Annotated in this window: 21 protein-coding genes; 9 read left to right on the top strand and 12 right to left on the bottom strand. The window is 62.1% G+C overall.

The annotated features are described in order from the left end of the window. Positions 1–41 precede the first annotated feature (41 nt). From ACR9ZN_RS13185 to ACR9ZN_RS13145, 9 genes are all read right to left on the bottom strand, one after another. Positions 42–1,508, bottom strand: a complete 1,467-nt coding sequence (locus ACR9ZN_RS13185; protein WP_454814291.1) for a DEAD/DEAH box helicase — start codon at positions 1,506–1,508, stop codon at positions 42–44. A gap of 364 nt (positions 1,509–1,872) precedes the next feature. Beyond that, entirely contained in the window at positions 1,873–2,436 is a 564-nt protein-coding gene (locus ACR9ZN_RS13180; protein ID WP_481272412.1) for a hypothetical protein, read from the bottom strand. Between the two features lie 242 nt (positions 2,437–2,678). Next, positions 2,679–3,092, bottom strand: coding sequence for an HIT family protein (locus tag ACR9ZN_RS13175; RefSeq protein WP_481272411.1), 414 nt, complete (start codon positions 3,090–3,092; stop codon positions 2,679–2,681). 4 nt (positions 3,093–3,096) lie between these two features. Further along, complete coding sequence (locus tag ACR9ZN_RS13170; RefSeq protein WP_454814286.1) at positions 3,097–4,335, bottom strand: GNAT family N-acetyltransferase; 1,239 nt, start codon at positions 4,333–4,335, stop codon at positions 3,097–3,099. 200 nt (positions 4,336–4,535) lie between these two features. Continuing rightward, on the bottom strand, positions 4,536–5,003 hold the full coding sequence (locus ACR9ZN_RS13165; RefSeq protein WP_434956894.1) for a RidA family protein: 468 nt from the start codon (positions 5,001–5,003) through the stop codon (positions 4,536–4,538). Positions 5,004–5,099: 96 nt separating this feature from the next. Continuing rightward, on the bottom strand, positions 5,100–6,311 hold the full coding sequence (locus tag ACR9ZN_RS13160) for an NADP-dependent isocitrate dehydrogenase (protein WP_434956893.1): 1,212 nt from the start codon (positions 6,309–6,311) through the stop codon (positions 5,100–5,102). Positions 6,312–6,521: 210 nt separating this feature from the next. Further along, entirely contained in the window at positions 6,522–7,166 is a 645-nt protein-coding gene (locus ACR9ZN_RS13155; RefSeq protein WP_434956892.1) for a glutathione S-transferase family protein, read from the bottom strand. A gap of 150 nt (positions 7,167–7,316) precedes the next feature. Then, positions 7,317–9,557 carry an NADP-dependent isocitrate dehydrogenase gene (locus tag ACR9ZN_RS13150; RefSeq protein WP_481272410.1) on the bottom strand — a complete coding sequence of 747 codons (2,241 nt, stop codon included), beginning with the start codon at positions 9,555–9,557 and terminating at the stop codon, positions 7,317–7,319. A gap of 440 nt (positions 9,558–9,997) precedes the next feature. Beyond that, on the bottom strand, positions 9,998–10,246 hold the full coding sequence (locus tag ACR9ZN_RS13145; RefSeq protein ID WP_434956890.1) for a hypothetical protein: 249 nt from the start codon (positions 10,244–10,246) through the stop codon (positions 9,998–10,000). Positions 10,247–10,472: 226 nt separating this feature from the next. Here ACR9ZN_RS13145 and ACR9ZN_RS13140 point away from each other — a divergent pair, with 226 nt between their 5' ends. The 8 genes from ACR9ZN_RS13140 (at position 10,473) to ACR9ZN_RS13105 (ending at position 15,575) form a co-directional block, all read left to right on the top strand. Next, complete coding sequence (locus ACR9ZN_RS13140) at positions 10,473–11,246, top strand: RNA methyltransferase (RefSeq protein ID WP_454814280.1); 774 nt, start codon at positions 10,473–10,475, stop codon at positions 11,244–11,246. A gap of 73 nt (positions 11,247–11,319) precedes the next feature. Continuing rightward, a complete protein-coding gene (locus ACR9ZN_RS13135; protein ID WP_434956888.1) occupies positions 11,320–11,817 on the top strand; it encodes a CYTH domain-containing protein in 498 nt (165 codons plus the stop codon). 231 nt (positions 11,818–12,048) lie between these two features. Further along, positions 12,049–12,870 carry a glutamate racemase gene (murI, locus tag ACR9ZN_RS13130; protein ID WP_441773457.1) on the top strand — a complete coding sequence of 274 codons (822 nt, stop codon included), beginning with the start codon at positions 12,049–12,051 and terminating at the stop codon, positions 12,868–12,870. Positions 12,871–13,054: 184 nt separating this feature from the next. Then, positions 13,055–13,309 (top strand): PsiF family protein, encoded by a 255-nt coding sequence (locus tag ACR9ZN_RS13125; protein WP_434956886.1) that lies wholly within the window; start codon positions 13,055–13,057, stop codon positions 13,307–13,309. A 28-nt stretch (positions 13,310–13,337) separates the two neighbouring features. Next, positions 13,338–13,583 (top strand): GlsB/YeaQ/YmgE family stress response membrane protein, encoded by a 246-nt coding sequence (locus ACR9ZN_RS13120; protein WP_434956885.1) that lies wholly within the window; start codon positions 13,338–13,340, stop codon positions 13,581–13,583. A gap of 293 nt (positions 13,584–13,876) precedes the next feature. Further along, complete coding sequence (locus ACR9ZN_RS13115) at positions 13,877–14,440, top strand: DUF4337 family protein (RefSeq protein WP_441773458.1); 564 nt, start codon at positions 13,877–13,879, stop codon at positions 14,438–14,440. Positions 14,441–14,483: 43 nt separating this feature from the next. Then, positions 14,484–15,188: a hypothetical protein gene (locus ACR9ZN_RS13110; protein WP_434956883.1), complete on the top strand. Its 705-nt coding sequence runs from the start codon at positions 14,484–14,486 to the stop codon at positions 15,186–15,188. 66 nt (positions 15,189–15,254) lie between these two features. Beyond that, positions 15,255–15,575, top strand: coding sequence for a hypothetical protein (locus ACR9ZN_RS13105; protein ID WP_481272409.1), 321 nt, complete (start codon positions 15,255–15,257; stop codon positions 15,573–15,575). 28 nt (positions 15,576–15,603) lie between these two features. On the opposite strand, the gene ACR9ZN_RS13100 is transcribed toward ACR9ZN_RS13105, so the two are convergent. The 3 genes from ACR9ZN_RS13100 to ACR9ZN_RS13090 are packed head-to-tail and all read right to left on the bottom strand — an operon-like array spanning position 15,604 to position 17,700. Then, positions 15,604–16,269: a DUF930 domain-containing protein gene (locus ACR9ZN_RS13100; RefSeq protein ID WP_454814273.1), complete on the bottom strand. Its 666-nt coding sequence runs from the start codon at positions 16,267–16,269 to the stop codon at positions 15,604–15,606. Between the two features lie 36 nt (positions 16,270–16,305). Beyond that, complete coding sequence (locus tag ACR9ZN_RS13095) at positions 16,306–17,322, bottom strand: serine hydrolase domain-containing protein (protein WP_454814271.1); 1,017 nt, start codon at positions 17,320–17,322, stop codon at positions 16,306–16,308. A gap of 15 nt (positions 17,323–17,337) precedes the next feature. Continuing rightward, complete coding sequence (locus ACR9ZN_RS13090) at positions 17,338–17,700, bottom strand: hypothetical protein (RefSeq protein ID WP_434956879.1); 363 nt, start codon at positions 17,698–17,700, stop codon at positions 17,338–17,340. 264 nt (positions 17,701–17,964) lie between these two features. On the opposite strand from ACR9ZN_RS13090, the gene rpsD reads away from it, so the two are divergent. Further along, on the top strand, positions 17,965–18,582 hold the full coding sequence (rpsD, locus tag ACR9ZN_RS13085) for a 30S ribosomal protein S4 (RefSeq protein WP_149254801.1): 618 nt from the start codon (positions 17,965–17,967) through the stop codon (positions 18,580–18,582). Positions 18,583–18,821 lie beyond the last annotated feature (239 nt).

Below are 18,821 nucleotides of genomic sequence, written 5' to 3'. Positions count from 1 at the left end.
AGGTAAATGCGCTTCATTCGTCTTGAGTGAAAGCTATCGGCTCAGCCGTTGCTCTTGCGCCGGATCGGCGTGAGCAGGAAGGACGGCACGTGGTCGCCCATGCCGATCACAACCGGACCGTCGTCCTCGTCACGCCGATGGGGCCTGGAGGATTGCGGGCGGCGCTGTTCAGTCGTTGGCTGCGGCTCGTGGCGCGGCACTTTGGGCGTTTCGTCGCGTTCGCGCGCTGGTTTCGCCTCGCGTTCGCGCGGGGGCTCGGCCTCGCGGGATTTGGCCTCGCGAGACTTGCCCTGCTGCCGAGGCTCCTCGCTTTTGCCGCCGCGCTCGCGACGGCCGCGCCGCGGCTTGGCGTGGATCTCTTCCTCGTCGTCCCCCTCGATCGGAGGCGGATCGCCGGTGAAGGGAATCTTGATGCCCGTCAACGTCTCGATGGCCGCGACATGCTTGCCGTCAGCCGAGGAAACCAGCGAGAAGGCCCAGCCGGAGCGGCCCGCGCGGCCAGTGCGCCCGATGCGGTGAATGTAATCGTCGGCATGGACAGGCACGTCGAAATTGAAGACATGGCTGACTTCGGGAATATCGAGGCCGCGCGCGGCGACGTCCGAAGCCACCAGGATTGGCATCTCGCCATTGCGGAAACTTTCCAGCGCGGCCATCCGGGAGCGCTGATCCATGTCGCCATGCAGCGCGACGGCACCGAAGCCGTGGCGCACCAGCGACCGGTGCAGGATGGCGACTTCCGACTTGCGGTTGCAGAAGACGATGGCGTTCTGGAGGTTCTCCGCCGAGCGGATCAGCCGACGCAGGGTCACGCGCTTTTCGGCGGGCGTCGACTTGGTGTGCACCAGCGCCTGGGTGATCGTGGCGGCAGCGGTGGCGGGGCGGGCGACCTCTACCTGTACCGGATTGTGCAGGAACTGGTCGGTGATGCGCTTGATCTCGGCCGGCATCGTCGCGGTGAAGAACAGGGTCTGCCGGGTGAAGGGCACCAGTTTGCAGACGCGTTCGATGTCGGGGATGAAGCCCATGTCGAGCATACGGTCGGCTTCATCGATGACGAGAAGCTCCACGCCGGTGAGCAGCAGCTTGCCACGCTCGACATGATCGAGCAGGCGGCCGGGCGTGGCGATCAGCACGTCGACGCCACGGGTGATCTTGGCGTCCTGGTCACCGAAGGAAACGCCGCCGATCAAGAGGGCGACCGACAGGCCGCTCTTGTTGCCATAGCGGTCGAAATTCTCCTGGACCTGTGCCGCCAATTCGCGGGTCGGCTCCAGGATCAGCGTGCGCGGCATGCGGGCGCGGGCGCGGCCCTTCTCCAGCAGCGTCAGCATCGGCAGGGTGAAGGCCGCCGTCTTGCCGGTGCCCGTCTGGGCGATGCCGAGTACGTCGCGACGCTGCAGCACGTGCGGAATGGCCTGGGCCTGGATGGGCGTGGGGGTAGTGTATCCGGCCGCTTCCACAGCAGCGAGGACCTTTGACGAGAGACCGAGTTCAGCGAAGCTCATTGCGGAAATGTCGAACCTACAGAGGCCGCCCCGATCGGACGGCAGAGGGCGGCTCGCATCGCCGCACGGACGAACAGGGCCCTATCGGGTGGGCCCGGACGGCGCGACCATAGGGTTAGGCCAGGAAATGTCAATGGTTTTGCCAGCTAAAGCCACGATTTCCGCTTGTTTCTCAGGCCTTTTCTGCAGATTTGCAGCTTGGTCGGCGATGGCCACGATGATGACGCGGCAAGGGCTACGCCCAAACAGGCGGGATGACGATCCTTCCGTTACGTCAGTTTTGGTCGCAACGAGGCTGGTGAAGGGTACAAAAGCAAGAAGGCGGGCATTGGCCCGCCTTCTTCTGCATGGGGTTGAATGGGCCTTACTGAGCTGCGGTTTCAGGCTTCTTCTTGGCGGGTTTGACCGGGGGCTTGGCCGGCTTGGCTTCGGCGGTCTTCACCGGGCGCGGCTTGGGCTTCTTGACCACAGGCGCTTCGGTGGCGTCGCCGAAACGCTCGTTGATCTTGCGTGCGATGGGATCATCGCGTTGGGCTTCCGGATCCATCGGCAGAATCGTCTCGATCGGATCGGCTTGGTCGATCGAACCGGTCTGATCCTGAATGATCGGAAATTGCGGCGCGACGGTGGGATCGGCAGCGGCCTGCATCGAATTGGCATTGGCCGCAGGCAGAGGTGCAGCCGGCGCCGGAGCGAGGTCGGCAATGACCGGTGCCGTCACAGGGGCTGGCACAGTCACCGCCGCGGCGGCGGCTGATACGGCCGGTGTTGCGTGGATTGAGCGGGCGGCGTCGATGGCGCCGACGAAAGCCACAAAACCAGCGGCGACCAAGGCACCTTCTCGTTTCAGTTTCCAGTGATGGCGGGCCCGATAGGCAGTGTGCCAAAGCCAGCCGACAGTGATATCGACAGCACTTGCGACCAACATGACGAACTCCAACTCAACGCGACCTCAGTGAGAATCACTATTGCGCGGGATGGTGAAGAAAAACTTGCCAAGGCGAATCAAGACGCAAGAAATTTTGCCGGGGTAAGTTTTGTCAGGTGGTGTGAAGGGGTTTTCTGGGAGCGCGGACTTCTCAGCCCCGTGAATTCACGGGGCGATGTCCGCTCTTCTCCCTCTGTTGGCGCGATGTTTCCAGGAGCGGACTGGAAGTCTGCGCTCCAGACCTACAGCAAAGCGCGGATCTTCGCGGCATGCTGGGCGAGGACGGTATGATCGGCCATGGCGCGGGGACGGACGGGAACGCCCATCTTCATTGGCAAGGTGTGGAAATGGATATGCGGCACTTCCTGCCCGCCCGAGACTTCCGAATGCAGGCGCAGCGTGTGGCCGTCCGCGCCGAACGCTTTACAAGCGGCCAGGGAGACCTTCTGGGCGACCTGAACGAGATAGCCGAGTTCCTCCGGCGCTACATCGAAGATGTTGCGGGCGGGCTTCTTGGGGATCACCAGGGCGTGGCCGTCGACGATAGGCATGATGTCGAGAAAGGCGAGGGTGCGATCATCCTCGTAGAGCGTGTGGTTGGGAATTTCCCCACGCAGCAGCTTGGCGAAGATGTTGTCGGGATCATAAGCGGTCATACCGCTATCCTTTCCTGAAGGGCGTTGCCTCGTCGAGAGCTTCGTGATGGGCGGCAATCTCAGCGCGTTCATGCGCGAGATAGTCGTCGACCGCCCGACGGAAACCGGGATCGGCAATATAATGGGCGGAATAGGTTGTCACGGGCCGATAGCCACGAGCGAGCTTGTGCTCGCCCTGGGCCCCGGCTTCCACGCGCCGCAGACGGCGTTCGATGGCGAACTCGATGGCCTGATGGTAGCACACCTCGAAATGCAGGAAGGGATGGTCCTCGATACAGCCCCAATTCCGGCCGTAAAGCGTGTCGGAACCGATGAAGTTGATGGCTCCGGCGATGTAACGTCCCTCGCGCCTGGCCATCACCAGCAGGACATGCTCGGCCATGGTCTCGCCGATCAAGGCATAGAATTTGCGGTTGAGATAGGGGCGCCCCCATTTGCGGGAGCCTGTATCCATATAGAAGCCATAGAAGGCGTCCCAGGCCTCCTTCGTAATAGCCGTTCCGGTCAGCCGTTCGATGGTGATGCCGTTGGCGAGCGCATCGCGCCGCTCGCGCTTGATGGTCTTGCGCTTGCGTGAAGCAAGAGAGGTCAGAAAGGCCTCGAAATCGTCATAGCCCTCATTGAGCCAATGGAACTGCTGGTCGGTGCGCTGCAGGAACCCTTGGCCGCCAAGCCATTGCCAGTCGCCATGGCCGATGAAGGTGGCGTGGATCGAGGAGCCGCCGATGGAAGACAGGGCTGCCTTGGCGCCTCTCACCAGGGCGGATGAGACGAGCTCGGGATCCTCGTCCGGGGCGACGAGGAAGCGGCGGCCCGTGGCCGGCGTGAAGGGGATACTGACCTGGAGCTTGGGGTAATACTGTCCGCCGGCGCGCTCATAGGCATCGGCCCAGCCCCAGTCGAAGACATATTCGCCCTGGCTGTGGTTCTTGCCGTAAGCGGGCATGACGCCGGCGACGCGACCGTCTTCATGGGTGACGAAGAGATGAAGAGGCGTCCAGCCCGAGCGCCCGCCGACACAGCCGCTCGCTTCGAGCGCGTGCAGGAAATCGTAGGAAATGAAGGGATTGAAATGCTCGGCCGAGGGATCTGGAGCCGCCGCTTCGTCCTCGGCGCCCAGCCGTCGGCTCGAAGAACAAGGCTGGGGCGTTGCGGCGAGGGGATTGGCACAGCGATCCCAGGCCTGGCGTCCAATGGCTTCGATCGAGGAAGCTGCCTTGATCGTAAAGCCGTGTTCGCTCAAGCTCGCATTCCCTCTACTGACGCCTGCCAGAGGAATTTGGGCACAATCGTCCCGGATGCAAGGGGCATGGTTCAAACTCATGCCCCTGCCAAAGCTCGACCTCAGGGCGTTTTGCGATTCGGCGGAGACGCCAGGAAATGCAAGGACGCGCCGAAACAAAGAACTAAGCAAAGAAGCGTTCAGCTTGAATGCGCTCTGCTCTAGGCGACTTCGATCAGGGCTTCCACCTCGACAGTGGCGTCGAGAGGAAGCGAGGGCACGCCCACGGTGGAGCGGGCATGGCGTCCCTTGTCGCCGAACACCTCGACCATCAGGTCGGAGGCACCGTTCATCACCATCGGATGGGTGGTGAATTCCGGAGCAGCGGCGATGAAGCCACCGAGGCGGACCACGCGCACCACATTGTCGAGGGAGCCGACGGCGGCCTTGATCTGCGCCAGGATGTTGATGGCGCAGTAACGGGCCGCGACGCGGGCGTCCTCGACCGTGACCGTGCCGGTGCCGAGCTTGCCGGTCGCGGCCAGCTTACCCTCATGGTTGAAGCAGAGTTGGCCGGAGATCACGAGGTGATTGCCGGTGCGCACCGTGCCGACATAGTTGGCGACAGGAGCGGCCGGGGTGGGCAGGGTGATGCCGAGTTCGGCAAGGCGGGCGTCGATGGCGGACATGGAGGGACCTCATTGGGAAGGGCGGACATCTCGTCCGCTCTTGGACGCAGTGCGACTATGAAAGGAAGAGCGGGCTGGAAGCCCGCGCTCCAGAAATCAGGCCATGGCCTTCTTGAGGTTCTCGTCGATCTTGTCGAGGAAGCCGGTGGTCGACAGCCAACTCTGATCGGGGCCGACCAGCAGGGCCAGATCCTTGGTCATGAAGCCGGTCTCGACCGTGGAAACGCAGACCTTCTCCAGCGTGGCGGCGAATTTGGCGAGTTCGGCATTGTCGTCGAGCTTGGCGCGATGGGCAAGGCCGCGCGTCCAGGCGAAGATCGAGGCGATGGAGTTGGTCGAGGTCTCCTTGCCCTTTTGGTGCTCACGGTAATGGCGCGTCACGGTACCGTGGGCGGCTTCGGCTTCCACCGTCTTGCCGTCGGGGCTGAGCAGCACGGAGGTCATCAGGCCGAGCGAGCCGAAGCCCTGGGCCACGATGTCGGACTGCACGTCGCCATCATAGTTCTTGCAGGCCCAGACATAGCCGCCGGACCATTTCAGCGCCGAAGCGACCATGTCGTCGATCAGGCGATGCTCATAGGTGAGCTTGCGCTTGTCGAATTCGGCCTTGAATTCACTCGCGAAGACTTCGGCGAAGATGTCCTTGAAGCGCCCGTCATAGATCTTGAGGATGGTGTTCTTGGTCGACAGGTAGACCGGGAAATTGCGGGCCAGACCGTAATTGAACGAAGCGCGCGCAAACTCCCGGATGGACTCGTCGAGATTGTACATGGCCAGCGCCACGCCATCGCCCGGCGACTTGAACACTTCCTTCTCGATCACCGTGCCGTCCTCGCCGACGAACTTGATCGTCAGCGTACCCTTGCCGGGGAAGCGGAAATCGGTGGCGCGATACTGGTCGCCGAAGGCATGGCGGCCGACGACGATCGGCTGGGTCCAGCCCGGTACCAGGCGCGGTACGTTGCGACAGATGATGGGCTCGCGGAAGATCACACCGCCGAGGATGTTGCGGATGGTGCCGTTGGGCGACTTCCACATTTCCTGGAGATTGAACTCTTTCACACGGGCTTCGTCCGGCGTGATGGTGGCGCATTTCACTGCCACGCCGTGGCGCTTGGTGGCCTCGGCCGCCTCGACGGTAACCTTGTCGCGGGTCTTGTCCCGGTTCTCGATGCTGAGGTCGTAATAGTCGAGCTGGAGGTCGAGATAGGGGAAGATCAGCTTGTCCTTGATCTGCTGCCAGATGATGCGGGTCATCTCGTCGCCATCCATATCGACGACCGGATTGGCCACCTTGATCTTCGCCATCGTACAAGCCTCATTCATTGGGAAATATCGGCGGCGCTATAGCACCGCCTTTCGGCCGGGGGAAGTTCGCCGGAGCAAAGTGCGTTCGGGGGAAAACGCACTTTGGCCTAACTCCCCGGTTCAACGCGTCTTTGCGATTTGAGGTGTCTCATTCAAATCAAAAAAGCTTGAGGCAGGGACAATGGCTGTTTGCCGGGCGAAACCCGGTTTTCATGGCGAGGCCTGGGCCTGCTTGGCCTCGGCGACCAGCCTGTCGTCGATTTCGCGGGCCCGGATGGCGGCGGGACGGTTGGCGATTCGCTGCCAATAGGCGGCGAGAGCCGGGCGCGGTTCGATCGTCTTGAACATCAGGCCCCAGCCGATCTGCGAACCGAAATAGACATCCGCCGCCGAAAAGCGGTCTCCTGCGATGAACTCGTTCTGGGAGACCGCATAGTCGAGCGCATCGATCACGTCGGCATAGCAGCCATAGCCGACCATGCGCTTGCGCTCGTCGGGGATCTCGATATTGAGCGCCTTGTTGGTCACGGCGGCCTCGACCGGGCCGGCCGCGAAGAACATCCAACGATAATAAAGGCCCCGCTGCGGCGAGCCGGATGGAGGCGCCAGTTCGGCCTGCGGAAAGGCATCGGCGAGATAGGCGCAGACGGCGCCGCCCTCGGTGACGACCACGCCCCGATGCGAAATGGCCGGCACCTTGCCCATCGGGTTGAGGGCGAGATAGTCGACGGACTTCATGCTGGTGCCGAAGTCGAGGATCTCGGTGCGATAGGGCTGGCCGGTTTCCTCGAGCATCCAGCGGGCAATGCGGCCGCGCGACATTGGATTGGTGTAGAAGACGAGTTCATCGCTCATGGGATTGCCCTCCTGGAGGTGGTGGCGGGAGCATAGCCATGCGGCCGGATTTGGCCAGGGGCGCGCCTTCGCATCATTCTTGGACGATAGGGCGCGACCAGCCTTACCCCGCCTTGTGGAGAAGGCTGGTCGCGATTGATTCTGCTCTCTCTAGGCGCGTTTCACCTGCGCCAGCGCGGCGTTGAGGGTGGCACTCGGACGCATCACGGCTTCGCATTTCTGCCGGTCGGGCAGATAATAGCCACCAATATCCGCGGGCTTGCCTTGCACGGCCGCGAGTTCGGCCAGGATCTTGGTTTCGTCGCGCGCCAGCGTCTCGGCCAGCGGCTTGAACTGCGCCTGCAACGCGGGGTCGTCCGTCTGGCCGGCGAGCTCCTGCGCCCAATACAGCGCCAGATAGAATTGGCTGCCCCGGTTGTCCAACTCGCCGGTGCGAGGCGAGGGGGACTTCCTGTTGTCCAGGAGCCTGCCGGTCGCAGCGTCCAGCGTCTTGGCGAGCAGCTTGGCCTTGGCATTGCCCGTCTTGATGCCGAGATCCTCCAGCGAGACGGCCAGCGCCAGGAATTCGCCCAGCGAATCCCAACGCAGATGGTTTTCCTCCACCAATTGCTGCACATGCTTGGGAGCCGAGCCGCCGGCGCCCGTTTCATACATGCCGCCGCCGGCCATCAAGGGTACGATCGACAGCATCTTGGCCGAGGTGCCGAGCTCCATGATGGGGAACAGGTCGGTGAGGTAATCGCGCAGGATGTTGCCGGTGACCGAAATCGTGTCCAGGCCACGGATCACCCGCTCCAGCGTGTAGCGCATGGCGCGCACCTGGCTCATGATCTGGATGTCGAGACCGGTGGTGTCGTGGTCGCGCAAATAGGTCTTCACCTTGGCGATCAACTGCGCCTCGTGCGGGCGGTACGGGTCCAGCCAGAACAAAGCCGGCATGCCCGAATTGCGGGCGCGGGTGACCGCGAGCTTGACCCAGTCGCGAATGGCCATGTCCTTGACCTGGCACATGCGCCAGATGTCGCCTTGCTCGACAGTCTCGCTCAGCAGCACCTCGCCGGTCGCAAGGTCGGTGATGTTGGCCACACCGTCCTCCGGGACTTCGAAAGTCTTGTCGTGCGAGCCATATTCCTCGGCCTGCTGCGCCATCAGGCCGACATTCGGCACAGTGCCCATGGTGCGGGGATCGAAAGCGCCGTGCCATTTACAGAAGTTGATCATCTCCTGATAGATGCGGGCGAAGGTGCTTTCCGGCATCACGGCCTTGACGTCCTTCAGGCGGCCGTCCGCGCCCCACATCTTGCCGCCATTGCGGATCATGGCGGGCATGGAGGCGTCCACGATGATGTCGTTGGGCGAGTGGAAATTGGTGATGCCCCTGGCCGAGTCGACCATCGCCAGTTCGGGCCGATGCTCGTGGCAGGCATGCAGATCGCGCTTGATCTCGTCCTGCTTGCTTTGCGGCAGGGTGGCGATCTTGTTGTAAAGGTCGACCATGCCGTTGTTGACGTTGACACCGAGCTCGTCGAACAGCTTGCCATGCTTGGCGAAGGCGTCGCGGTAGAAGATCTTCACGCAGTGACCGAACACGATGGGGTGCGACACCTTCATCATGGTCGCCTTCACGTGGAGCGAGAACATCACGCCGGTCTTGTGCGCGTCCTCGATCTGTTGTTCGTAGAAATCCAGCAGCGCCTTCTTGCTCATGAACATCGAATCGATGATCTCGCCATCCTGCAGCGAGATCTTGGGCTTGAGGACGATGGTCTTGCCGCTGTTGGTGATCAGCTCCATCTTGACCTCGCGCGCCTTGTCGAGCGTCAGCGACTTCTCACCATGATAGAAGTCCCCATCATGCATGTGCGAGACATGCGTGCGTGAGGCCTGGCTCCAGTCAGCCATGCTGTGTGGGTTCTTGCGCGCATAGTTCTTCACCGCCAGCGGTGCGCGGCGATCCGAATTGCCCTCGCGCAGCACCGGGTTCACCGCGCTGCCGATACATTTGGCGTAGCGGGCGCGGATCGCCTTTTCCTCGTCCGATTTGGGGTTCTCGGGATAGTCGGGGATCTTGTAGCCCTTGGCCTGCAATTCCCGAATGGCGGCCGCCAATTGTGCCACCGAGGCGCTGATATTGGGCAGCTTGATGATGTTGGTGTCGGGCAGCAGCGTCAGCCGGCCGAGTTCCGCCAGATTGTCGGGAACACGCTGCTCGTCGGTCAGGAATTCCGGGAACTCGCCCAGGATGCGACCGGCGACCGAAATATCGCTGGTGGTGACGTCGATGCCGGCGGGCGCGGCAAAGGTGCGGACGATGGGCAGGAAAGCGGCCGTTGCCAGGGCCGGGGCTTCATCGGTCAGCGTGTAGATGATGGTGGGAGGTGTGGCGCTCATACGCTGGCTTCCTTGGCGGGTCGGAGTCAGGGCAAGAAAAAGCGCTCACGCCGACGCATGGATCGGCGCTGAGTGCTCCGTGAATTGCAGAATGGGGTGGTCAGGGGGCGTGTCTTTCCAGCAACGGGATGACCTCGATGACTTGCCGCTCGATGACCTCAGCAGCGTTTCCCGGAAAGACCCGCGGATGGATCGCACCGGCCGCAAATGTTTGAGACTTTGCAGGTTCCTTTTGATCATGCCGATGTCACGATCAAAAGGAACCTGTCGGTCGAAACTGCCACCTGCTTCGGGCTTCGGCAACTGATTTGTGCCTGCAGGCTTCCGCTATGTCATGGATGCGGGAGTACTGAGGAACCGGCACGGCAAAACACTCCCGGAGCGGGGCTCACGGGAGTGTCGGCAACATGTCTATGGCTGATGGGGCAGGCTTATCGAGGTCAGTTGCACACTTCGCGGGTGCGATAGATGTAGCTCTGCGCATAATCATCCCAGACGCGATAGCTCACCGTCCGACAGTCGTAATAGGTGGTGCGGCTATAGGTCTGCGTCACGCGGTAGGAATTGGAATAAGTGGGGTAATTGGAGGCGCTCGCATAGCCATTGTCGCAGTCATCGGCGAAGGACGCGGCGGTGGCGGCGGTGAAGGCCGTGGCGGCGAAGGCGAGGGTGAGAAAGGTCTTGCGCATAATCGTGGTCCTTTAAAGCCGGGTTCGTGCCCTTGTTGATGAAGGCATCCTAGCGACGCAGATCCGGCCCGGCGGTGCGTTCGGGCACATTGACCCGGACGCCGGCTGCCGCCCTGTATCCGTGGGAACAAGGACCGTCCTGGTTCTGACGGCGCAAAGAAGCTGTCATTATCCGCCGAATGGTCTATGCAGCCCGGACTTTTCCTGTTTCCAGGCCCCTGTCGTGATGTCCCAGTCGAATGCGAGCAATACCGTGACGCCTCCCGCCGTGATCCTGATTCGCCCCCAGCTTGCAGAGAACATCGGCATGTGTGCGCGAGCCATGATGAATTTCGGCCTTAGCGAGATGCGCCTGGTTTCCCCGCGCGACGGCTGGCCGAAAAAGGGCGCACGCCAGGCGTCATCCGGCGCTTCTGCCGTGCTGGACAACGCCAGGCTGTTCGAGACCACCGAAGAGGCGATCGCTGATCTCAATTACGTCTTCGCCACCACCGCGCGCGAGCGCGGGCAGATGAAGGACGTGTTCGCTGCCGACGAAGGGGCTACGAAGATGCAGGCCTTGGCAGGGGAGGGTGCGCGTAGTGGCATCCTGTTCGGCCCGGAGCGCATGGGGCTTTCCAACGACGACGTGGTGCTCGCCGATGCCATCATTTCCTTTCCCGTCAGTCCCGCCTTCACCTCGATCAATCTCGCCCAGGCAGTGCTGCTGGTTGGCTATGAGTGGTGGAAGCTGGTCTCTGGCGGCAAGGCGCCGATCGCGCCTAGCCGAACCTCTCCGCCGGCAACGCGCGAGCATATGCTCGCCTTCTTCGACTATCTGGAGAAGGAACTCGACGCTGTTTCCTTCTTCTATCCGCCTGAAAAGCGCGAAATCATGGTGCGCAATTTCCGCAACATCTGGCATCGGCTGGCGATGACCGAACAGGATGTCCAGACCTTGCGCGGAGCGGTCTCCTCGCTCATCGGCGGCCGGCAGGGCACGCGTATCAAGCGCGACTGAGCGAAGCCGAACGCGAAACCCCCGTCATAAGGGGGCGCTAGGCTGCGCCCATTTCCATCGGAATGGGTGTTTCATGGCTGTCGAGATCGAACGCAAATTTCTCGTCCGCAACGACGACTGGCGCCAGCAGGTTCGGGGTTCCGCCATCATCCGGCAGGGTTATTTCTGCCGCACGCCGCTACTGCGGGCGCGCATCCGCATCTATGGCGACAAGGGCTTCATCACGCTCAAGAGCGAACCGGGCACGAGGACCCGCCACGAGTTCGAGTATGAGATCCCCCAGGCCGACGCCGTCGAGATCATCAGGCGCTTCTCGATCGAGCCTCTCGTCTCCAAGACGCGTCACGATGTCCACCATGGTGGATTGGGCTGGGCCGTCGACGTGTTCACCGGAGCCAATGACGGCTTGGTGTTGGCCGAAGTGGAGCTCGAGCATGAGGATCAGCCGGTTTCATTGCCGGGCTGGGTCGGCGAGGAAGTGACGGGGGATCGGCGTTACGGCAATTCGAATCTGGCGCGTTTTCCCTTCACGAGCTGGAGTGAAGAGGCGCTGCCTGCCGATGTCTTTTGAGGAAATTCCCGGACGTGCCGCTTTGGGATCAAAAAAAGATCACGATTGAAACGCTTCATTCACTCATCTGGGTTTGAATAGGCGTGCGCCCGGTTGGGTAGTGCGTACGGGCAACACGACATGCAGCGATTGATTCCGGATGGTATCGATCATTCCGAAGAGCGTCCCAGGAAGGTTAGTCTTCTGGAGAGGGTCGACCTTCTGGCTGGCACGGTTTATGGAGCTGCGGTCATGTCTGACCGCGCTCCAACTGTCCTTGTCTTTGATTCCGGCCTCGGTGGCCTCACCGTATTTTCCGAATTGCGAGTGACGCTTTCCGGCGCGCGCTTCGTCTATGCCGCCGATGACGCCGTTTTCCCTTATGGACGCCTGGCCGAGGACGTCGTGGTCGAACGCGTCGTCGAGGTAATGGAGCGGCTGATCCCGCGTTATCAACCGTCTCTGGTCGTCATTGCCTGCAACACGATCTCGACAATCGTCCTGCCCATTCTCCGCCGGCGTTTCTCCGTGCCCTTCGTCGGCACCGTGCCCGCGATCAAGCCGGCCGCCGCGCTGACGAAGACGGGGCGGGTGGCGATTCTCGCGACGCCTGGTACCGTCAAGCGTGACTATACGCGCGAGCTGATCCGTTCCTTCGCCGCCGCCATCGAGGTGGAACTTGTCGGCGCGGTGGGGCTGGCCAGCCTGGCGGAGGCCGTATTGCGCGGCCAGCCCGTCGAGGATGCGGCGATTGCTCGTGAAATCGCCCCCTGTTTCGTCGATCGTGACGGCAAGCGCACCGATGTGGTGGTGCTGGCCTGCACGCATTATCCGCTGGTGCTGGATGCGATGAAGCGGGTCGCCCCCTGGCCGGTCACCTGGCTCGATCCCGCCCCGGCCATCGCCCGCCGCGCCGCCGATCTCGCGGGCCCAATTCCTCCGCGCACGGTGGTGGAGGACGGTCTGGCCCTGTTCACCGGTGGCGCCGGCCTGACCGATGAACTTCGGAGCGTTCTTGCGGCCCGTGGCCTTCCTGCGGTCGCGGTGGAAACCCTGCCGCCTGGTTGGCATTAGAGCATAGAGCCGAAGAGGGGACGCTGGTTTTCGGCGGAGCCGATACTGTAAGGCGTTTCCTGGACTGATGCGGTCTGCTGCCGTCATACCCTATACTTTGGGATGTACCGCAGCGTCATTGTGTTGGTGCGGGAACGGTGGCAACCTGCGGTTGGGCTGGGGGCTCAACCTGGAAACGCTCATCATGAAGATCAGCACGCTGTTGGCCTCCGTCGTCGTCGCTGGATTTGTTACGACCGGCGCTTTCGCGCAGACCGCAACACCGGCGCCTGCCACGCCGCCCGCCGCCACGACAGCTCCTGCAAAGGCGAAGACGAAGGCGCCGCAGTCGGCGGCGTCACAGGCCTGCTCCGCCCAGGCCGATGCCAAGGGACTTCACGGCAAGGATCGCAAGAAGTTCCGCCAAACATGCATCAAGAGCGGCGGCAAGGCCGGTTGAGGCTTAACCTCATCGTTGGAGGTTTGCCATGCATCTGCTCACTTTCCTGATCGTGGGTATCGTGGCCGGCTGGCTCGCCGGCCTGCTCGTCAGTGGTGGCGGCTTCGGCCTCATCGGCGATCTCATCGTCGGCGTGGTCGGCTCGTTCATCGGCGGCTTCGTGCAGCCCTACATTCCCATCCATATTGGCAGCGCGATCGTCAATGAGATCGTCTTCGCGGTCGTCGGAGCGGTCATCTTGCTTCTTGTGCTGCGCCTGCTGAAGCGGGCCTGACGCCGATCCAAGGACATCGTGCCGGGAACGGCGCCGTAGAAAGGGCATGCGATCCTCGAAGGATCGCATGCCCTTTTCCTTGCGCTGAGGGCGCTTGTCCCTGGCGATACGCCCGGCGCAGCGGAGATGCCTGCCTTACGCGTTTTGTAGTTTCCTCCACGGCGTGCAGGCCTCCTTCCCGAATTGTCTGCCCGCGGAGGCCTGAGGCCGCGGCCACCTTCGCCAATCAAGGGCATGGCACGCTCCTTGCCAGTAAATGCTCGAGCGACCGTTGAATGGCGATGGATATGCCGATGGAAGACGAAACGCAGGAACATCTCGAGCACGCCGAGCATGCTGAGCGCGCGGCCCATGACGGCAATCCCTTCCTGATCACGGTGTCGGTTACGATTGCCGTTCTCGCCGTCCTGGCGGCCACGATCGGCAGTTTCGAGTCGCTGGAGACCGCCGAAGCCATCAACGACAAGAGCGAGGCGGCCTATCTGCAGAACAAGGCGAGCGATCAATGGGCCTTCTACCAAGCCAAGAGCATCAAGAAGAATGCCTATGAAATCGCGGCCGCGGGCGGTGGGCCGACCAAGGACGACTTTCTCGCCAAGGCCAAGCACAATGACGACGATGCCAAGGCGATTCAGGCGCAGGCCGTCGAAATCGAAGGACATGTCGACGCAAGACTGCGCGACAGCGACAGGCGTGCCCATCGCCACCATATCCTGACCCTGGCGGTCACGCTGCTGCATGTCTCCATCGCGGTGGCGACCCTGTCGATCATCACCCGCGGCCGGCGCTGGCCCTGGCTCTGCTCCCTGGCCCTTGGCGCGTTGGGCATGGTGGCCACCGTGTTTGCCTATGTCTGATGTTCTTTCCCCATCCGGGCTCGTTCCCCCTTCCGAGGTTCCCATGCGTGAACGCCATATTGTCTTCCGGCATAGGGCTCTCGATTTCTGGCTGGCGCGCGGCGCCGTGCTGATCATCGTGTGCCTGCAATTGCTGGTGATCAATCAGCTTTCCTTCGGGCCTCGCTGGCTGGCCCCGACTGTCGAACTGATATTGCTGATCCCCCTGTCTATCGCGACGGCGTGGACGCAGGCCGGTATCCGCAACGCAGTGGCCGATCACCATTGGCAGGCGGTCAATCGCTTCCGCGTCATGATCCGCCGGACGGCTCTCATTTTGACGGCGGTCATCAGCATCATGAATTGCGGGGCGTTGTTCCTGCTGGTTCAAACGCTGATCGCAGGCCATGCCGGAAACGGCACGACGCTGCTGATCGATGCGCTCAACATCTGGGTCACCAACATCATCGTGTTCGCCCTGTGGTTCTGGAGCACGGATCGCGGCGGCCCGCCGACCTGCGGCCTGGTCGAGCGAGCCCGCTCCGACTTCCTGTTTCCGCAGATGACCCTGAACGATCCGCATCTGCGTGACTGGCTGCCCGGCTTCGTCGACTATCTGTTTGTGGCTTTCACCAATGCCACGGCATTTTCGCCGACGGATACGATGCCGCTGACCCCGAGGGCCAAGCTTTTGATGCTCGCCGAGGCGATGATCTCTCTTTTGACGGTTGCCCTGGTCGCCGCCCGGGCGGTCAACATACTGGCCTGAGGCCGCGCCGCTCCGGAGCCACTTCCTGTCTAATCTCCAGCTAAGACCCGTCGCGGCAGGATGCCCATGGGTGGGCTGGACGTCGATGATCTCGGAAAGAGCGCCATGCCCTTCCAGCCTCTGCCTCACGATGAACATCCGACGATCGTGGCCGCCGAATTCAAGCGCATCAGAAGTAATCTGACGGACAGTGAGGCCCTGCTTCTGGCCTGCCTCACCAATGTGCTCAATGAATTGCCCGACTGGCTCGATGGAGATTATGTCGCCGGCAGCGCGCTCGATCATGCCCATGCGGTCATCAACGCGATGCTGGATGGACCCGGACTGGCGCCGATATCGGCGCAGACCTATGAATTGGCCGATGAATTGCGGCGTGGCGAGACATAGGCTTATCGCAGGCCGTTTCGTATCGGCCTCAATCCTGTGGCTTGTCGCCCACGGGCAGGTTGAAACGGCTCCAGTCTTTCCTGGGTATGGTTGTGCCGGCCTGGAATTCGAAAGCTGAAACCCTGGTGAGGTCGGCGGTGAGGGTGCAGCGATATTTCAGGACGAACCACTGCTTTCGGCTCCGGAATGCTGCGCCGTCGGCCGTTACGCTTGAATCTGCAATCCTTGTTTCAGCCAGCCCATAGGCGATCGTGAGATCGGGCTCGAGATCGTGACTCCAGGCCCGCAACTGGGCCATGGCCTCGATGTTGCACAATTGCTCCATGCGCTCGTTGCGGCCCAGGAGAGGCAGCATCTTCCTGGCTTGCCGGCTGCGTGGATCCGCCAAAGCAAGATCGGAAAGAATTCTCCTGGCCTGGATCATCGCCGGAGGCGGCACCGGCACCTCGCTTGGCCTGGGAGCTGTCGTTCCTCCCGGCGGAGTGACATCGAGGGAGGGAGCCGGCGCCTGCGGTTTGGCTGGCAGCGGGAGGGCCGCTGGCGCCGGCGGGGCCGGTTTCGGGATTTCCTCGACGAACTCTACCTCGATGCTGTTTTCGGGGGGCGGTATCAGCGGTGTTGGGCGGGGAGCAAGGAACAGCACGGCCAAGGCAATGGCGTGCAGAAGCAGCGCCGCCGGCAGGCCGAAGGACATGTTGCGATTCTGCGGAAGGCTGATGAGGGCCATCGCTCAGGGAGCGGCCGTGGCGATCTGCTGCATCAGCGCCATGAAATCCCTCATATGGATGCCGGCCGGGTTCTGTGCCGGATCGACGGTCTGCACCATGACGAGGCGTTTTGTCGGAATATAGGCGAGGAATTGCCCGCCATAGCCTGCAGCCATGGCTGCGCCTTCACCCCAAGTCTCAGCCGGCAGAGACCACCATAGATAGCCATAGGCGCTTTTGCGTTTGGGGATGGGGGAGTAGGCGGCGGTGGACTGGCGAACCCAGGTGGCGGGGACGATCTGGCGGCCGTTCCAGCGCCCCTGATTGAGGAAGAGCAGCCCGAAGCGGGCAAGATCCCTCGCGCTCATGCGGAAGGGATAGGCCGGATGGCGCGAGAGGGGAGACAAGACGTATCGCCCGTCCCTTGCCGAGAAATCCTCCATGCCGATCGGATGGGCGATGCGCTTTTCGAAGCTTGTGAAGATGTCCTCTCCGCTCGCCTGGCGATAGATCGTGCCGAGGACGTTGAAATCCCAATTGTTGTAGAACCAGAACGTGCCGTGGGGATGGCTCCCGCGCGCCGGACGCTTGTTGCGGATATCGGCGGTTTCATAGGCGGCGGGATGATAGACGCCGGAGCGGGCCATCAAGAGGTCGCGGACATCGGCTTGCTTTTCGTCGGCGGTCAAAGCGGGCGGGATATCGTCGATGCCGAGCTTCTCCAGGCTGTCGCCGAGAGCGATCCTGTTCTCGCCGATGGCAATGCCGTAGAGCGCACTCAGCAGGCTCTTGCGGACCGAGGCAACGTTGACGCGCCGGCTGGGATCGCCGGCGCTGGCCACGATACGGTCGTCCCGGATTACGGCAAGCGCTGTCGGGCGGTAGGTGCCGGCATAGGCCGTGACGGCCTTGGCCGTGTCAGCGGTCCAGCCGCTTTCGTTGGGAACGGCCTGCCAGTGCCGGCCGGGCTCGGCCTGTACCGGGGCAGACGGACCGACGATGCAGGCGATGAGGGCCGCAAGGATGGGGAGACGCCTCATCCGCCCGCGCTCGATCTAGTCGACCGTCACGACGATGAAATCTTCGTAGATCTCGACATTGATCAGCGGTGACCCGTTCACGACTGCATCCGCCGCGGAGGCACTGATGCGGCCGCGATTGAGCATGTTCTCCAGGCGGGCGCGGTTCTCCTTGCTGGAGAAGAAACGGTCGGATTCGTCTTCCCGATCGCGATGGTAGCCCAGATAGAAGTTGGCACGATCCTGCCGGATGATCGCGGCGACGGAGGTGAGCCTTTCGCCATTCGTGTTGAAGTGATCCGCGCTGGAGAGGCGGGCGGTGTAGGTTTCAAGCGGCGCTGCACTGGCAAAGCTTACGGAGGCCGCCAGAAAGGCGACGGAGAGGGAAAGGATTTTCATCAATGAAGACTCACATGGGCCGAGCGCGCCCAACCTAGACATCCGCCATGCTACTGTCGAGTTGCCCAGGGTACAGGCTGTTGGATCCTGTCTTGGAATTGACATGCAGCAATCTTTCGACTAAGCGAACGCCACACGCGGGGCCTTTTGGTCCCGCGTGATGTTTTACGCTCCCGTGATGGCCGGTCTCCGGTTGTCTGTCGCCCGGTTTCCGGGAGAGGAGGGCGCGTTCCTCATAAACTTCGCAAACCATAGAGGACGCGAATGTCGAAGCGCCATAACGCTAAGTACAAGATCGATCGCCGCCTTGGCGAAAATATCTGGGGTCGCCCGAAGAGCCCCGTCAACCGCCGCGAATATGGTCCTGGCCAGCACGGTCAGCGCCGTAAGGGCAAGATGTCCGATTTCGGCACCCAGCTCCGCGCCAAGCAGAAGCTGAAGGGCTATTACGGCTCGATCTCGGAAAAGCAGTTCCGCAAGATCTATGAAGAAGCCCGCCGTTTGAAGGGCGACAGCTCCGCCAACCTGATCGGCCTGCTCGAGCAGCGCCTGGATGCGGTGGTGTATCGCGCCAAGTTCGTGCCGACGGTGTTCGCTTCCCGTCAGTTCGTCAGCCATGGCCACGTCAAGGTCAATGGCCGCCGCGTCAACATCCCCTCCTACAAGGTCAAGCCGGGTGATGTCGTCGAGGTCAAGGAAGCCTCCAAGCAGCTCGTGCTGGTGCTCGAGGCCGTTGCTTCCGGCGAGCGTGACGTTCCCGATTACATCGAGGCCGATCACGGCAAGCTGACCGCGAAGTATGTCCGCGTTCCCACGCTGCAGGATGTGCCCTATCCGGTCCAGATGGAACCGAATCTGGTCGTCGAATTCTATTCGCGCTAAGCGAAACGAACTGAGATCTTCTATAAGGGTCGCCATTTTGGCGGCCCTTTTTATTGGTCGATCAGGCAGTGCACTCTGGAAGGCCCGCAAATCGGGATGGCCGTATTGCAAAAAGATCATGCGACACGCCCGCTCAGTCGCTTATGGTCGGATCCGACGAGCCGGCGAAACAAGCAAGAACAGCGGCAGGGGTTTGCACAGAACCAACAAGTAAGAGATTGGGGTGGTCTTCCCCCATC

This window comes from Labrys sp. HAY1-8F, assembly GCF_056754975.1.
This window is presented reverse-complemented; position numbering and strand designations above follow the sequence as displayed.

Coding starts and splice junctions, on each gene's coding strand:
- ACR9ZN_RS13090 (WP_434956879.1), bottom strand. CDS start 17,700: ATGAAAATCCTTTCCCTCTCCGTCGCCTTTCTGGCGGCCTCCGTAAGC.
- ACR9ZN_RS13115 (WP_441773458.1), top strand. CDS start 13,877: ATGGAAGACGAAACGCAGGAACATCTCGAGCACGCCGAGCATGCTGAG.
- ACR9ZN_RS13120 (WP_434956885.1), top strand. CDS start 13,338: ATGCATCTGCTCACTTTCCTGATCGTGGGTATCGTGGCCGGCTGGCTC.
- ACR9ZN_RS13110 (WP_434956883.1), top strand. CDS start 14,484: ATGCGTGAACGCCATATTGTCTTCCGGCATAGGGCTCTCGATTTCTGG.
- murI (WP_441773457.1), top strand. CDS start 12,049: ATGTCTGACCGCGCTCCAACTGTCCTTGTCTTTGATTCCGGCCTCGGT.
- ACR9ZN_RS13100 (WP_454814273.1), bottom strand. CDS start 16,269: ATGTCCTTCGGCCTGCCGGCGGCGCTGCTTCTGCACGCCATTGCCTTG.
- ACR9ZN_RS13185 (WP_454814291.1), bottom strand. CDS start 1,508: ATGAGCTTCGCTGAACTCGGTCTCTCGTCAAAGGTCCTCGCTGCTGTG.
- ACR9ZN_RS13125 (WP_434956886.1), top strand. CDS start 13,055: ATGAAGATCAGCACGCTGTTGGCCTCCGTCGTCGTCGCTGGATTTGTT.
- ACR9ZN_RS13140 (WP_454814280.1), top strand. CDS start 10,473: ATGTCCCAGTCGAATGCGAGCAATACCGTGACGCCTCCCGCCGTGATC.
- ACR9ZN_RS13095 (WP_454814271.1), bottom strand. CDS start 17,322: ATGAGGCGTCTCCCCATCCTTGCGGCCCTCATCGCCTGCATCGTCGGT.
- ACR9ZN_RS13105 (WP_481272409.1), top strand. CDS start 15,255: ATGGGTGGGCTGGACGTCGATGATCTCGGAAAGAGCGCCATGCCCTTC.
- ACR9ZN_RS13135 (WP_434956888.1), top strand. CDS start 11,320: ATGGCTGTCGAGATCGAACGCAAATTTCTCGTCCGCAACGACGACTGG.
- ACR9ZN_RS13175 (WP_481272411.1), bottom strand. CDS start 3,092: ATGACCGCTTATGATCCCGACAACATCTTCGCCAAGCTGCTGCGTGGG.
- rpsD (WP_149254801.1), top strand. CDS start 17,965: ATGTCGAAGCGCCATAACGCTAAGTACAAGATCGATCGCCGCCTTGGC.
- ACR9ZN_RS13150 (WP_481272410.1), bottom strand. CDS start 9,557: ATGAGCGCCACACCTCCCACCATCATCTACACGCTGACCGATGAAGCC.
- ACR9ZN_RS13145 (WP_434956890.1), bottom strand. CDS start 10,246: ATGCGCAAGACCTTTCTCACCCTCGCCTTCGCCGCCACGGCCTTCACC.
- ACR9ZN_RS13155 (WP_434956892.1), bottom strand. CDS start 7,166: ATGAGCGATGAACTCGTCTTCTACACCAATCCAATGTCGCGCGGCCGC.
- ACR9ZN_RS13165 (WP_434956894.1), bottom strand. CDS start 5,003: ATGTCCGCCATCGACGCCCGCCTTGCCGAACTCGGCATCACCCTGCCC.
- ACR9ZN_RS13180 (WP_481272412.1), bottom strand. CDS start 2,436: ATGTTGGTCGCAAGTGCTGTCGATATCACTGTCGGCTGGCTTTGGCAC.
- ACR9ZN_RS13160 (WP_434956893.1), bottom strand. CDS start 6,311: ATGGCGAAGATCAAGGTGGCCAATCCGGTCGTCGATATGGATGGCGAC.